The organism is Streptomyces pimonensis (genome assembly GCF_041380215.1).
Lineage (GTDB): Bacteria > Actinomycetota > Actinomycetes > Streptomycetales > Streptomycetaceae > Streptomyces > Streptomyces pimonensis.
The window spans coordinates 26,748-41,079 of sequence record NZ_JAHWZY010000036.1 but is presented as its reverse complement, the minus strand read 5'-3'; the positions used below and the strand labels follow the sequence as shown (position 1 = coordinate 41,079).

The 14,332-nt window shown below is 73.1% G+C and carries 10 protein-coding genes and 1 pseudogene; 5 read left to right on the top strand and 6 right to left on the bottom strand.

Annotated elements, in window-relative coordinates:
• Window positions 1-44: 44 nt before the first annotated feature.
• Window positions 45-3,329 carry an AfsR/SARP family transcriptional regulator gene (locus KYY02_RS27345; protein ID WP_371242455.1) on the top strand — a complete coding sequence of 1,095 codons (3,285 nt, stop codon included), beginning with the start codon at window positions 45-47 and terminating at the stop codon, window positions 3,327-3,329.
• Here the strand turns inward: KYY02_RS27345 and KYY02_RS27340 are convergent, their stop codons facing one another.
• From KYY02_RS27340 to panB, 3 genes are all read right to left on the bottom strand, one after another.
• Entirely contained in the window at window positions 3,330-4,148 is an 819-nt protein-coding gene (locus KYY02_RS27340; protein WP_371242453.1) for an ABC transporter permease, read from the bottom strand.
• Complete coding sequence (locus tag KYY02_RS27335) at window positions 4,145-5,173, bottom strand: ATP-binding cassette domain-containing protein (RefSeq protein WP_371242451.1); 1,029 nt, start codon at window positions 5,171-5,173, stop codon at window positions 4,145-4,147. Before KYY02_RS27335 ends, KYY02_RS27340 begins: the two co-directional genes overlap by 4 nt.
• A gap of 321 nt (window positions 5,174-5,494) precedes the next feature.
• Complete coding sequence (panB, locus tag KYY02_RS27330) at window positions 5,495-6,373, bottom strand: 3-methyl-2-oxobutanoate hydroxymethyltransferase (RefSeq protein ID WP_371242449.1); 879 nt, start codon at window positions 6,371-6,373, stop codon at window positions 5,495-5,497.
• Window positions 6,374-6,564: 191 nt separating this feature from the next.
• On the opposite strand from panB, the gene KYY02_RS27325 reads away from it, so the two are divergent.
• From KYY02_RS27325 to KYY02_RS27315, 3 genes are all read left to right on the top strand, one after another.
• Entirely contained in the window at window positions 6,565-8,154 is a 1,590-nt protein-coding gene (locus KYY02_RS27325) for a DHA2 family efflux MFS transporter permease subunit (protein ID WP_371242508.1), read from the top strand.
• A gap of 74 nt (window positions 8,155-8,228) precedes the next feature.
• Entirely contained in the window at window positions 8,229-8,849 is a 621-nt protein-coding gene (locus KYY02_RS27320; RefSeq protein ID WP_371242447.1) for a TetR/AcrR family transcriptional regulator, read from the top strand.
• Between the two features lie 183 nt (window positions 8,850-9,032).
• The gene (locus tag KYY02_RS27315) at window positions 9,033-10,085 is read left to right on the top strand and encodes an endonuclease/exonuclease/phosphatase family protein (protein WP_371242445.1); all 1,053 of its coding nucleotides are present in this window, start codon (window positions 9,033-9,035) and stop codon (window positions 10,083-10,085) included.
• Window positions 10,086-10,608: 523 nt separating this feature from the next.
• On the opposite strand, the gene KYY02_RS27310 is transcribed toward KYY02_RS27315, so the two are convergent.
• The 3 genes and pseudogenes from KYY02_RS27310 to KYY02_RS27300 form a co-directional block, all read right to left on the bottom strand.
• Window positions 10,609-12,369: an NAD+ synthase gene (locus KYY02_RS27310; protein ID WP_371242443.1), complete on the bottom strand. Its 1,761-nt coding sequence runs from the start codon at window positions 12,367-12,369 to the stop codon at window positions 10,609-10,611.
• A gap of 49 nt (window positions 12,370-12,418) precedes the next feature.
• Complete coding sequence (locus KYY02_RS27305; RefSeq protein WP_371242441.1) at window positions 12,419-13,042, bottom strand: DUF305 domain-containing protein; 624 nt, start codon at window positions 13,040-13,042, stop codon at window positions 12,419-12,421.
• A pseudogene (locus KYY02_RS27300) lies at window positions 13,039-13,587 on the bottom strand (thioredoxin-like domain-containing protein); the annotation flags it as partial. The pseudogene KYY02_RS27300 and the gene KYY02_RS27305, both read right to left, overlap by 4 nt.
• 182 nt (window positions 13,588-13,769) lie before the next feature.
• Between KYY02_RS27300 and KYY02_RS27295 the strand changes: the two are divergent.
• Window positions 13,770-14,213 carry an RrF2 family transcriptional regulator gene (locus KYY02_RS27295; RefSeq protein ID WP_371242439.1) on the top strand — a complete coding sequence of 148 codons (444 nt, stop codon included), beginning with the start codon at window positions 13,770-13,772 and terminating at the stop codon, window positions 14,211-14,213.
• Window positions 14,214-14,332: the final 119 nt, after the last annotated feature.

The window sequence follows — 14,332 nt, the reverse complement described above, 5'->3', positions numbered from 1 at the left end:
CGGCCACGCCGGCCGGGCCCCGTGCCCCGCCACCACCGGAGACAATGGACCCCGTGCGCTACCGCATCCTCGGCACCACCCAGGCACTCCGTCCCGACGGCACCGTCGTCCCGGTGGGCGGGGCGCGGTTGCGCGCCCTGCTGACCGTGCTCGCCCTGCGGCCCGGACGCGTCGTGCCCGTGGCCCTGCTGGTCGACGAGGTCTGGGACGGCGATCCGCCGGCCGACGCGACCGGGGCGCTGCAGGCGCTGGTGGGACGGCTGCGCCGGACGCTCGGCCCGGACGAGATCGCCTCCGTCGACGGCGGCTACCGGCTGACCGCCGCGCCCGACGACATCGACCTGCACCGCTTCGAGCGGCTGGCCGGCGACGGCCTGCGCGCCCTGGCCGACGGCGACCCGGCGAAGGCGGCCGTCGTCCTCGACGACGCCCTCGCCCTGTGGCGCGGCCCCGCCCTCCCCGGTCTGCCCGACCGCACGGCCGACGCGGCCCGGCTGGAGACCCGGCACCTGGACGTGCTGCGCGCCCGGCACACCGCTGCCCTCGCCCTCGGCGAGGCCGAGCAGTCCCTGCCCGAACTGACCGCGCTGTGCGACGGCCACCCCCTCGACGAACCCCTCCAGGCGCTGCGGTTGCGCGCCCTGCGCGACACGGGCCGCACCGCCGAGGCCCTGGCCGCCTACGAGGACGTACGACGCCTGCTCGCGGACCGCCTCGGCTCCGACCCCGGCGCCGAACTGCGCGCGCTGCACGCCGAGTTGCTGAAACCCGGACCGGCGCCCACGTCCCGGGCCACAGGGAGCGCTCCGCCCGGCAACCTGCGGGCCCGGCTGACCTCGTTCGTCGGCCGGGAGGCCGACATCGAGACCATCCGCGCCGACCTCGCCGCCGCCCGGCTGGTCACCCTGCTCGGGCCGGGCGGGGCCGGCAAGACCCGGCTGTCGCAGGAGGCCGCCGAGACCGTGCGGCAGAGCGTCCCCGACGGGGTGTGGCTCGCCGAACTCGCCCCGGTCGACGACCCCGACGCCGTCCCTGAGGCCGTCCTCACCGCCGTCGGCGCCCGCGAGACAGTGCTCTACGGGGCCGGCGCCGAGAGCATGCGGGCCGTCACCGACCGGCACGACGACCCGGTGGAGCGTCTCGCCGAGCACTGCGGCCCGCGCCGTATGCTGCTGATCCTGGACAACTGCGAGCACGTCGTCGAGGCCGCCGCCCACCTCGCCCAGGCGCTGCTGGAGCGCTGTCCCTGGCTCACCGTCCTCGCCACCAGCCGCGAACCGCTCGGCGTGAGCGGCGAGTTACTGCGCCCGGTGGAGCCACTGCCCGAGCCGGTGGCGCTGCGTCTGCTCGCCGAGCGGGGGGCCGCCGCACGCCCCGGCTTCCGCACCGATGTTGACGCCGACACCGCGGCGGCCTGCGCGGAGATCTGCCGCCGCCTCGACGGCCTGCCGCTGGCCATCGAACTCGCCGCCGCCCGGCTGCGGATGCTCACCCCGCGCCAGATCGCCGACCGGCTCGACGACCGTTTCCGGCTGCTCACCTCCGGCAGCCGCACCGCCCTGCCCAGACAGCAGACCCTGCGGGCCGTCGTCGACTGGTCCTGGGACCTGCTCGACGCGGACGAACGCGACGTACTGGGCCGGCTGTCGGTCTTCGCGGGTGGCTGCGACCTCGCCGCCGCCGAGGCCGTCTGCGGACCGGCCGCGTTCGACGCGCTCGGCTCCCTAGTCGACAAGTCCCTGGTGGTGGCCGTCCCTTCGGGCGACAGCGGGATGCGCTACCGGCTCCTGGAGACCGTCGCCGAGTACGCCGGCGAACGCCTCGACGAGTCCGGCCGGCGACCCGAGGCGGAGCGGGCGCACCTGACGTACTTCCGTGAAGTCGCCCGTACCACCGAGCCGATGCTGCGCGGCCCGCACCAGGTGGCCGCCATCGCGCTGCTGGAGCGGGAGTACGAGAACGTGCGCACGGCCCTGCGCCACGCTCTCGCCCTGCGCGACGAGCAGGAGGCGCTCTGCATCACCCTGTCGCTCGTCTGGTACTGGCAGATGCGCGACCTGCGCATCGAGGCCCGCCACTGGTGCGCCGAGGTCATGGCCCTCGCTCCCGACCCGTTCACCGAACCGGTGCGGCCCGCCGCCCCGCTGTGGCAGCGCTGCACCGCCGCCCCGCCCCCGATGACCGGCGAGGTCCTCGCCGAGGCCCGCCGCGGGGTGCACCTGGCCCATCTGGCCCACATGGACACCGGACTCGACGACTGGCAGACCCCGCAGGCCCAGCACAAGCTGCGCCTCGTCGGCGCGACGTACGAGCCGGGCATGCCGCAGGTCTGCCGGTCGCCCGGCCTGCTCTGGGTGTTCGCGGTGTTGCTGACCGGCGACATGGAGCGGCTGCGCCACGTGGTCGACGCGGCCATCCGCACCTGCCGGGCGAACCCCGGGTTCGAGTGGGAGCTGGCCTCCAACCTCCAGCTGCGCGCCAACTTCCTGGCCAACCGCAGCGACTGGGCCGGCGACGCCCGCCGCGACGCCGACGAGGCCCTGGAGATCCACCGCCGGCTCGGCGACACCTGGGGCATCGCCGAGGCCCTCTCCGCGCGCGGTGAGGCCCGCGAACGGGCCGGCGCGTACGGGGACGCCGCCGCGGACTACGAGGCGGCGATCGAGTACGCCGACCGTCTCGGCGCCCGCGCCCACACGGCCTTGCTCACCACCCGGCTGGGCAGCGCGCTGCTGGAGACGGACGAGACGGAGCGCGGTGAGCGACTGCTGCGCGAGATCATCGACGACACGAGGGGCCGGCACACCGAGGCCCTGCCCGCCGCCCGGCTCTTCCTGACCGGCTGGCTGTGCGCCACCGGGCGTACGGCGGAGGCCCGGGAGCACCTGCGGGCCCTGCGCAAGGAGTTCCGCCTCGCGCAGTACGTCCTCTTCGACGCGTTCATCCTCGGCGCCGAGGGCTGTCTGGAGGTTGCCGACGGCAACGACGAGCAGGCCCTGGTCGTCCTCCGAGAGGCGATCCGGCAGGCGGGCGATCCGTTGTCCGCCGCCATGGCGCCCCACATGCGCTCGGCGTACCTCACCACGGGTGCCGCCGCCCTCGCCGGAGTCGACGGCGGGCGGCGCGCCCGGGAGGCGGCCCGCTGCCTCGGCGCCGCCGACTCCTGGCTGCCGCCCGGGCACAGCGCCCCGCGCCTGGAGCGCGAGATACGCGCACGTGCCGAGGCGCGCGCCCGGGCGGCACTCGGTGACACGGCGTACGAGAGCGCGTACGCCGAGGGCGCCGGCCTCCTCCCGGAGGAGGCCGGCGCCCTGCTCGGACCGGAGTGATCAGCTCTTCGTGCGGAACTTGTGAATCGCGACCGGCGCCATCACCGCGGTGATCCCCACCGACCAGGCCAGCGTCATCCACAGGTCGTGGGCGACCGGGCCGCCCGCCATCAGCCCGCGTGCGGCGTCCGCCAGCGCGGACAGCGGGTTGACCTGGGTGAAGGACTCCAGCCAGCCCGGCATCGACCCGGTCGGCGCGAAGATCGACGAGCCGAACTGCAGCGGCATCAGCACCAGGAAGCCCATCGCCTGCACCGACTGGGCGTTCTTCATCACCACGCCCAGCGTGAGGAAGACCCACATCAGCGCCGAGCCGAAGACCGCGGACAGTCCCACGGCGGCGAACAGCCCCGGCCAGTTGGTGATGTCGAAGCCGACGAGCACGCCGACGACCATGAGGATCGCGGTGGCGATGAGCATCCGCATCATCTCGACCGAAATCTTGGCGAACAGCACCGAGCCGCGCCCGATCGGCAGCGACCGGAAACGGTCCATGACCCCGGTGTTGAAGTCCTGGTTGAACCCGGTGCCCACCCCCTGGGCCATGTTCATGCCCATCATGGCCATCAGGCCGGGCACGATGTACTGCACGTACGCCTGCTGCCCGCCGCCCAGCGACTGCCCGATCGAGCCGCCGAAGACGTACACGAACAGCAGGGTGAAGACGATCGGGAACAGCACGGCGTCGAACATCGACTCCGGGTCCTGCCGTATCCACAGCAGGTTGCGGCGCACCAGGGCGCCGGTGTGCCGCAGGTGGGCGCGCAAGGGGATGCGCGCGTCCGCGCGGAGGTCGGTCGTGGTGGCGGCGGCACTCATACGGCGACGGCCTCCTCGTGGGTCTCGGTGGGCGCGGCGTCCTGCGGGGCACTGGCGCGGTGGCCGGTGAGGGACAGGAACACCTCGTCCAGGCTGGGCAGTTCGGTGGTGATGGAGCTGAGCGTGATGCCGCGCGCGGTGACCGCGCCGACCACGGCGGTCAGCTGCTCGTCGCTCAGCACCGGGACGAGCACGGCCCCCCGCCCGGCGTCCACGGTGGCCGTGGCGAGCCCGGTGAGGCCCAGCGTGTCGAGGGCGTCCGCCAGCGGGCGCAACTGCAGCGGGTCGGCCGGGCGGACCCGCAGCGTACGCCCGCCGACCTTCGCCTTCAGCTCCTCGATGCCGCCGCCCGCGATGACCTTGCCCCGGTCCACGACGGTCAGCTCGGAGGCGAGCTGCTCGGCCTCCTCCATGTACTGGGTGGTCAGCAGTACCGTCACCCCGTCCCCGACCAGCCGCTTGACCTCGTCCCACACCTCGTTGCGGGTACGGGGGTCCAGTCCCGTGGTCGGCTCGTCCAGGTAGAGCACGGCCGGCCGGCCGATCATCGAGGCGGCCAGGTCCAGGCGCCGCCGCATGCCGCCGGAGTAGGTGGCCGCCGGCCGGCGGGCCGCGTCGGTGAGCGAGAACCGCTCCAGCAGCTCGTCGGCGCGGGACCGGGCCTCCTTGCGGGACAGGTCGAGCAGCCGCCCGATCAGGTACAGGTTCTCCCAGCCCGGAAGCTTCTCGTCCACGGAGGCGTACTGCCCGGTCAGCCCGATCACCCGGCGCAGCTGCCTCGGCTGGCGGACCACGTCGTACCCGGCGACGGTGGCGTGTCCGGAGGTCGGCGTCAGCAGGGTGGACAGGATCCGCACCAGCGTGGTCTTCCCGGCCCCGTTCGGCCCGAGCACCCCCATCACGGTGCCCTCGCGCACATCCAGGTCGACCCCGTCCAGCGCCCTGGTCCCCCCGTAGTGCTTGACCAGCCCCCGCACGGTGACGGCGCTCCCCGCGCCCCCTGGGTCATTGTCGTTTCGCGTCATGCGGAGAACCGTCCCAGCCCCCACCGACAAACCCCCGACATCCCACCGACAGGGGCGTTACCGCCGGCAGTCGTGTCCCCCGGTGCCTGAACGGCCCGGGAGGCACCCCGGGGGTGGCACGGGGGTGGCACGGGGGTGGCACGGGCGGGCGCGGGGACGCCTCCCACTCGAGCGGAGCCGGGAGCGGGGGAGGCACCCCGCGAGCGCCGGGCTGCGCAGCACCTCCCCGTCCGGCCCCGGACGTGCGCCGGCCCCGCCGACGGGGGAAGATCGACGGGGCCGGCCGGTGGTGCGGCAATGGCTCGACAGCAGCAGAGCTGCTCAGTGCACGGAGTGCGCCTCCTCCGGGAACGTCCCGCCGACCACGTCCTCGGCGAACGCCCGCGCCGCCCCGCTCATGACCTCACGCAGATCCGCGTACCGCTTCACGAACTTCGGCACACGCCCACCCGTCAGCCCCAGCATGTCGGTCCACACCAACACCTGCGCGTCCGTGTCCGGCCCGGCCCCGATCCCGACGGTCGGGATGTGCAGCACCCGCGTCGCCTCCGCCGCCAGCTCCGCCGGCACCAGCTCCAGCACCACCGCGAACGCCCCCGCGTCCTGCACGGCCTTGGCGTCCCGCAGCAACTGCTGCGCCGCCTCCTCGCCACGCCCCTGCACCCGGTAGCCCATCGCGTTCACCGACTGCGGCGTCAGTCCGATGTGGGCCATCACCGGGATCCCGGACTCCACCAGCAGCTCGATCTGCCGGTGCGACCGCTCGCCGCCCTCCAGCTTCACCGCGCCGACACCGGCCTCCTTCACCAGCCGGGTCGCCGAGCGCAGCGCCTGCACCGGGCCCTCCTGGTAGGAGCCGAAGGGCAGGTCGCCCACGATCAGGGCGCGCGAGGTGCCCCGTACGACCGCGGCGGACAGCATGGTCATCTCGTCGAGGGTGACGGGCACGGTGGACTCGTACCCGAGGTGGCAGTTGCCCGCGGAGTCGCCGACGAGGATCACCGGGATGCCGGCCTCGTCGAACACGGACGCGGTCATCGCGTCGTACGCGGTGAGCATGGGCCACTTCTCGCCGCGCTCCTTGGCGGCGGCGATGTCGCGGACAGTGATGCGGCGCGTGCCCTTGCCCCCGTACAGCGTCCTGCCGGTGGAGGGGGAACCGGGCGTCGTCCCGGTCCGGGCAGCCGAAAGCTGCGTCATGGAACCGTCTCCCAACACGTCATCTCGAGGCGCCCTGACGGCGTCCCCGGACCACGTCCATGGTGGCACCTCACCCGGAAGAGGGCCAGAGGTACCCCCGTGAGTTCCGCCGTGCGATATTCCGGAAGGATCTGGGCGAAACGCTTACGATACGAGACGGTATCGTATTGTAAATGGCTACTCTGAGCCGCATGACTTCTCCTGCCGCCCCCGCCCGCCGGGTCCCGGAGGCCGTGCACCGACGCCGTTGGGCGATCCTCGGCGTGCTGATGCTGAGCCTGCTGATCGTCGTCCTCGACAACTCGATCCTGAACGTCGCCATCAAGACGATCTCCACCCCCGCACCCACCGGCCTGGGCGCCACGCAGAGCGAGCTGGAGTGGGCGATCAACGCCTACACGCTCGTCTTCGCCGGCCTGCTCCTCAGCGCGGGACTGCTGGGCGACCGGCTCGGCCGCAAGAAGGTGCTGATCGGCGGTCTCGTCGCCTTCGGCACCGGTTCGGCGCTCGCCGCGTTCTCCGGCTCACCGGCCGAGCTGATCGGCTTCCGCGCGGTGATGGGCCTGGGCGCCGCGTTCGTCATGCCGGCCACCCTGGCCGTCCTGATGAACGTGTTCGAGCGCGACGAGCAGCCGAAGGCCATCGGCGTCTGGACGGGCGGCGTGGGCCTGGCCATCGCCATCGGCCCGATCACCGGCGGCGTCCTCCTGGAGCACTTCTGGTGGGGCTCGGTCTTCCTCGTCAACGTGCCGATCGTCGTCCTCGCCGTCGTCCTGATGCTGTGGCTGGTCCCCGACTCCCGCGACCCGGACCCGGGCCGGATCGACCCCGTCGGCGTCGTCCTGTCCGTGGCCGGACTGGTCCTGCTGGTCTACGGCATCATCAAGGGCGGCCAGCTCGCCGACTTCACCGACGCCACGGTGCTGTCGGCCGTCGGCGCCGGTCTCGCCGTACTCGCCGCGTTCGTGGTCTTCGAGAAGCGCAGCGACCATCCGTCCGTCGACGTCGCCTACTTCAGGAACAAGGTGTTCTCCGCCGCGATCGTCGCGATCGCGCTGGTCTTCTTCGCGCTGACGGGCGTGACGTTCTTCGCGGTCTTCTACACCCAGAGCGTGCGCGGCTACTCGGCGCTGGAGACCGGACTGCTGATGCTGCCGCTGGCCGCCACGCAGATGGTCTTCGCGCCCCGGGCCCGCCTCCTGGTGGACCGCATCGGCAACAGGGCCACCGCGACCGCCGGCCTGGTGGTGCTCGCGGGAACGCTGGCCGCCTTCGTCGTCCTGGACGGGGACACGCCGATCTGGGTCCTGGAGGTCGTCTTCTTCCTCATGGGAGCCGGCATGGCGCACGTCATGACGCCGGTCAGCGTCGTCGTCATGCAGGCCCTGCCCCGCGAGAAGGCGGGCTCCGCCTCCGCGCTGAGCAACACCTTCCGCCAGGTCGGCGGCGCCCTCGGCATCGCGGTACTCGGCTCGGTGCTGTCCACCGCCTACCGCAACGGCATCGAGGACGAGCTCGGCCCGCTGCCGCCCGGCGCACGGCACGCCGCCGGAGAGTCCATCGAGGCCACCCTGGCCGTGGCGGACCGGCTGGGTGCGCGCGGCGAGGCCCTGGCCGGCGCGGCCGACGACGCGTTCCTGCACGCGATGCACGTCACGGCACTGTGGGGGGCGGGTGTCGCGGTGCTGGGCGCGGTCGTCATCGCCGTGTTCCTGCCCGGCCGTGCGCCGACGCCCGAAGGGGGCGAGGAGAAACACGAGTTGGTGTCGGCGGCGGACTGAAACCCCCGGCCGGTGGACCGTCGCCACCGCCCACCGGGGAGAATCGTCCCAGCCCACCGAAAGGACCCGACGACGTGAGCCCGGCCGACACCGGCCCCCGGCAGGGCGGTCCCGTACGGGGCCGCCCCCGCAGCGAGGCGGTCGAACGCGCCATCATCGAGGCGGTGACGAAGCTCCTGGAGGACGGTGTGCCCCTCGCGGAGCTCTCCATCGAGCGCATCGCCCGCACCGCCGGCGTCGGCAAGGCCACCATCTACCGCCGCTGGAGCGGCAAGGAGCAACTCCTCGTCGACGTCCTGCGCGCCGCCGAGCCCCCGGACCCCGAACTCCCGGGCACCTCCGTGCGGGACGACCTCGTCGTCCTCCTGGAGTCCCTGCGCCTGCGCGGTCTGGCCGGCCGGACCTCGGCGATCCTGCACAACGTGCGCGCCCAGATGAAGAGCAGCCCCAACCTCTGGGCCGCCTACCACGACACCGTCATCCTGCCGCGCCGCAGACTGGGTCTGGAGGTGCTGCGCCGGGGCCGGGAGAACGGCGAACTGCGCGCCGACGTCGACCTGGAGGTCCTCAACGACATCGTCGTGGGCCCCATCCTCGTCCGCACCGTCCTGCGCCCCGACGCCGACCTCCCGGACGGCCTCGCCGAACAGGTGGTCGACACCCTCCTCCAGGGTCTACGCCCCGTCAGCGGCTAGCCCCCATGTGCGCGTTTCGTCACAGAGGGCGCTCTCGCCACCCCCGCCCGGAACTCCCCGGGCGCCCCCGCACGTCCTCGCCCCCGTACGGCCGTCGAGGGGCGGCAGGAACGGAACCGATCATCCCCTAGGGTCTTACGGACACGGGGTGACGGTGCGCACGGCAGGTTGTGAGGCGACGGTATGGCGCAGCAGGCGTACATGACGGAGACGGACAACGGCGGTCCGGGGTCCGAGCAGCAGCCGACCCGGCTCCGGCGCCTGCGCGAGCGCCTCACCAGAGGCTGGCGCGACGACCGCGGCATCTGGCGCCGCGGCGTCGTCCTCGCCGTCTGCTCGCCCCTGACGGCCCTGGTCATGCTGGCCCACACCCACATCCCGAACGCGATCGGCAACCTGGGCAGCCTGGTGGACACCTTCCTCCCCTGGGCGGGCCTGCTGATCCCCGTGCTGCTCGTCCTCGGCCTGATCCGCAAGTCGGCGACGGCACTGATCGCGACGGTCCTGCCGGCGGCCGTCTGGCTGAACCTCTTCGGCGGCCTGCTCACCGACAAGACCACCACGGGCGGCGACCTCACGCTGGTCACGCACAACGTCAACGCCGACAACCCGGACCCGGCCGCCACCGCCCGCGACGTGGCCGCGTCGGGCGCGGACGTGCTGGCCCTCGAGGAGCTGAAGGCGTCGGAGGTCCCCACGTACGAGCGGGCGCTGGAGTCGACGTACAAGTACCACGAGGTGGTCGGCACCGTCGGCCTGTGGAGCAAGTACCCCCTGAACGACGTGAAGGCGGTCGACATCCGCCTCGGCTGGAAGCGCGCGATGCGCGCCACGGTGACCGCGCCGGCCGGCCAGGTCGCCGTCTACGTCGCGCACCTCCCCTCCGTCCGGGTGAAGCTGGAGGCCGGTTTCACGGCCCGCCAGCGGGACAAGAGCGCCGACGCCCTGGGCGAGGCCATCGCCGACGAGCCACTGCCGAACGTCGTCCTGCTCGGCGACCTGAACGGCACGATGAACGACCGCGCCCTGAACGCCGTCACCTCCCAGATGCGCTCCACCCAGGGCGCCGTGGGCAGCGGCTTCGGCTTCAGCTGGCCGGCGTCGTTCCCGATGGCGCGGATCGACCAGATCCTGGTCAAGGGCGCCGAACCGGAGAGTTCCTGGACCCTGCCGGCCACGGCGAGCGACCACCTGCCCATCGCGGCCCGGGTGAGGCTCACCGCGCAGGACGACTGAGGACCGCAGGGTGACGCCGGGGCGGTGACTTCGCCCCCGGTGGTCGTGGTGTCCGCGCGGCCCGGCGTTCTGCGGGCGCCCCGTGCCGGCGTGGGCCGGGTGCGGGGTTGAGCGGCCCGGCGCTCGCGGTACGCCTCCCCACCCCGGCTTCTCCCCACTCCCGGTCCGCTCGAGCGGGAGCCCTCCGTGAACGGGAGACACCCATCGCCCTGGAGGAGCCTCCCGGGCCTTCACGGCACCGGGGGAGACACGACTTGACCGTGGGGGCTGAGGCGGGCGGCCACGTGCGGCGGGGGAGGGGCCGGAGCGAGGGCGGCCGCGTACGGCGGGAAGGGGCCGGGGCGGGGGCGGCCGCCCGCAGCGGCCGGCGCGTCCGCACCCCACGCCCCCTCCGGCGGACGTGATCCGCGCCGGTCCGATAACGGACACCCCCGACACGGCCCCGCCCCACCCACCGACCGCAGGCGCCACCCGAGCCCCCACCGGACCGAAAGCCGCGCCGCAGGTGTTCCGCGGATGCGCGTCAGACGCGCGCGCCCTCGCGCCAGCCGTTCGTGATCGGAAGACGGCGGTCCTTGCCGAAGCCCTTCGGCGAGATCTTCGTGCCCGGCGGGTACTGCCGCCGCTTGTACTCCGCCCGGTCCACCATTCGCAGCGTCCTCGTCACCAGCTCCGCGTCGAACCCGGCCGCCACGATCTCGTCCGCCCCCCGGTCCCCGTCCACGTACAGCGCCAGGATCGCGTCCAGCACCGGGTAGTCCGGCAGCGAGTCCGTGTCCACCTGCCCCGGCCGCAGCTCCGCACTCGGCGGCTTCGAGATCGAGTTCTCCGGGACCGGCGGCGTCTCCCCCCGCTCCACCGCCGCCCGGTTGCGCCACCGGGCCAGCCGGAACACCGACGTCTTGTACACGTCCTTGATCGGCCCGTACGCCCCCACGGAGTCCCCGTACAGCGTCGAGTACCCCACCGCCAGCTCCGACTTGTTCCCCGGCGCCAGCACGATGTGCCCCTCCTGGTTGGAGATCGCCATCAGCAGCGTCCCCCGCAGCCGCGACTGAAGGTTCTCCTCCGCCAGCCCCGTCAGCCCCAGCGCACCCATGTACGCGTCGAACATCGGCTCGATCGCGACGGTCCGGTAGTTCAGCCCGGTCCGCCGGGCCAGCTCCGCCGCGTCGTCCTTCGAGTGCTCCGACGAGTACTTCGAGGGCATCGACACGCCGTACACGTTCTCCGCCCCGACCGCGTCACAGGCGAGCGCGGCGACCAGCGCCGAGTCGATCCCCCCGGACAACCCGATCAGCACCGACCGGAACCCGTTCTTCGCGACGTACGCCCGCAGCCCGACCACCAGCGCGGAGTACACCTCCTCGTCGTCGTCGAGCCGCTCGGCGTACCCCCCGGCCGACGAGGCGTCGTACGCGGGCACGGGCTCCTCCGACAGCACGACCCGGTCGATCCGCAGCCCGTCGTCGACCACCCCCGACGGCGCGTCCGCCTCCGCCGCCGGAAGGTCGAGGTCGACCACGACACACACCTCGGCGAACTGCGGCGCACGCGTCACGACCTCGCCGTCACGGTCCACCACGATCGAATCCCCGTCGAAGACCAGCTCGTCCTGCCCGCCCGTCATCGCGAGGTACGCGGTCGTGCACCCCGCCTCCTGCGCCCGCTTGCGCACCAGCTCCAGCCGGGTGTCGTCCTTGTCCCGCTCGTACGGCGAGGCGTTGATCGACAGCAGCAGCCCGGCCCGCGCCGACCGGGCCGCCGGCACCCGCCCCCCGTCCTGCCACAGGTCCTCGCAGATGGCGAGGGCGACGTCGATCCCGCGCACCCGCACCACCGGCATGGTGTCACCGGGCACGAAGTACCGGAACTCGTCGAAGACGCCGTAGTTCGGCAGGTGGTGCTTGGCGAAGCCCAGCACCACCTCACCCCCGTACAGCACGGCGCCCGCGTTCTGCGGCGCACCGGCCGGCTGCCCGTACTTCGGCTGGGCGGCGCCGCTGCGGTCGAGGTACCCGACGATCACCGGAAGGTCCCCGAACCCCTCCTCGGCGAGCCGTGAGGCGAGGGAGCGCAGGCCGGCCCGGGAGGCCTCCACGAAGGACGACCGCAGGGCCAGGTCCTCCACGGGATACCCGGTCAGAGCCATCTCGGGGAACGCCACGAGGTGCGCCCCCTGCTCGGCGGAGTGCCGGGTCCAGCGGACAATCGTTTCGGCGTTGCCGGCGAGGTCGCCGACGCTCGAGTCGATCTGGTTCAGGGCGAGACGTAGTTGAGGCACGGGCCCAGTGTAATCGTCAAAGCGACGCGATGTCCCGGAGCCCCGTCCGCTACGACCGGGCCGCCGCCCCCCGCCGCTCCAGCATGTCCGCCATCAGCGTGATCTCCGACTCCTGCCCCTCCACCATCCCCCGCGCGAGCCGCTTCCCGGCCCCCACCTCGCACGCGCGGACGCAGGCCTGGGCCATGTGGACCCCGCCCTCGTGGTGGTCCGTCATGAGCTGCAGGTAGAAGACCTCCGCCCGCTCCCCGCTCAGCGAGCCCAGCCGCTTCATCTCGGTGTTGGTCGCCATCCCCGGCATCAGCGCCCCGTCCTCGCCCGAGGCCGCGTCCGCCATGCCCATCCAGGCCATCGGCGGATCCGCGGACGCCTTGGGCAGCTCCCACAGGTCCAGCCAGCCCAGCAGCATGCCCGGCTGGTTGGCCTGCGTCTGGGCGATGTCGTAGGCGAGCCGCCGGACCTCCTCGTCGTCCGTGCGGTCCCGCACGACGTACGACATCTCGACGGCCTGCTGATGGTGCACGGCCATGTCCCGGGCGAACCCGGCGTCCGCGGACTCCGCGGACGGGACCGCGTCCGGGGACCCCGCGTCCCCGGCCACCGCGTAGGTGATCGCCCCGGCCGCGATCAGCGCCGTGGCCGCGGCCCCCGCGATCAGCCCCGTCTGCCTCACCTGGACAGCCCGTTGGTGCAGGCGGCCCCCGGCTCGGGCGTCTGCTCCCCCTGGACGAACTTCTCGAAGAACGCGTCCAGGGCCGGATCGTCCGCACCGCTCACCGTGCGCTGGTGCCCCCAGGCGGACAGCATGATCGGGTCCTTCTGGCCGTCCACCGGGCTCATCAGCGTGTACGGCGTCTTCTTCACCTTCGCCGCCAGCGCGTCGACGTCCGCCTCGTCGGCCGAGGCGTTGTACGTCACCCACACGGCGCCGTGCTCCAGCGAGTGCACGGCGTTGGTGTCGTTGATCTCGTCGGTGTAGACGTCCCCGTTGCAGTTCATCCACACCGGGTTGTGGTCACCGCCGACCGGGGGCGAGACGGGGTAGTCCACCGCCTTGGTCACGTGGTTGCGCCCCAGTTCGCCCTCCCACTTCCGCACGCCGTCGTCGCCCGTGACGAACGTGTCCGAACTCTCGGACTCGGCGGCGGCGGCGGCGGTGCCGCCGCCGTCCGACTGCGACTGGACGAGCACCACACTGCCGGCGACGAGCCCGGCGACGGCCGCCGGGAGAGGAGGAGTGGGACGAACGGATCAGCTGATCGTAAGGGGGAAGGCGGGGCGAGCCGCAGGGGGCGGGGGGACCCGGTCCGGCACCCACCCACCCACGCGCACGCCACCCGCACAGGTCCTCCACTCCGAATGGTTTGAACCCTATATACGTATTGCCTACGCTGCCTGGTATGCGGCTCCTCCGCTCCACCGACCTGGCTCTCCGGGTCCTCATGCGCCTCGCTGCGGCCGGCGACTCCAACCCGACGACGCGGGACGTCTCGACGGTCATGGACGTGCCGTACACCCACGCCGCGAAGGTCGTCGCCGTGCTCCGGCACATGGGCCTGCTCACGGCCCGGCGCGGCAGGGGAGGAGGCCTCGCGCTCACGGAGGAGGGCCGTACCGCCTCGGTGGGCGCGGTGGTCCGGGCCTTCGAGGGCGAGGGCGACGTCGCCGACTGCGAGGGCGCCGCCACCTCGTCCCCCTGTCCGCTGAGCTCCGGCTGCCGACTGCGCGGCGCCCTGCGCGGGGCCCAGGAGGCGTTCTTCGCCTCGCTGGACCCGGTCACGGTGGCGGACATCGTCGAGGCGCCCACGGGCCCCCTCCTGCTGGGCATCTCCCCGAGGCCGTGAGCCGCCCGTTACGGACACCGGCCCGGAACGGGCAGGATGGGCCCCGGAGCGGTACACCTGTCGTGTGCGGGGCGTTCATGCCGCGGCAGGCCGGCCGATCGAGGTCGGCAACGCGTGTG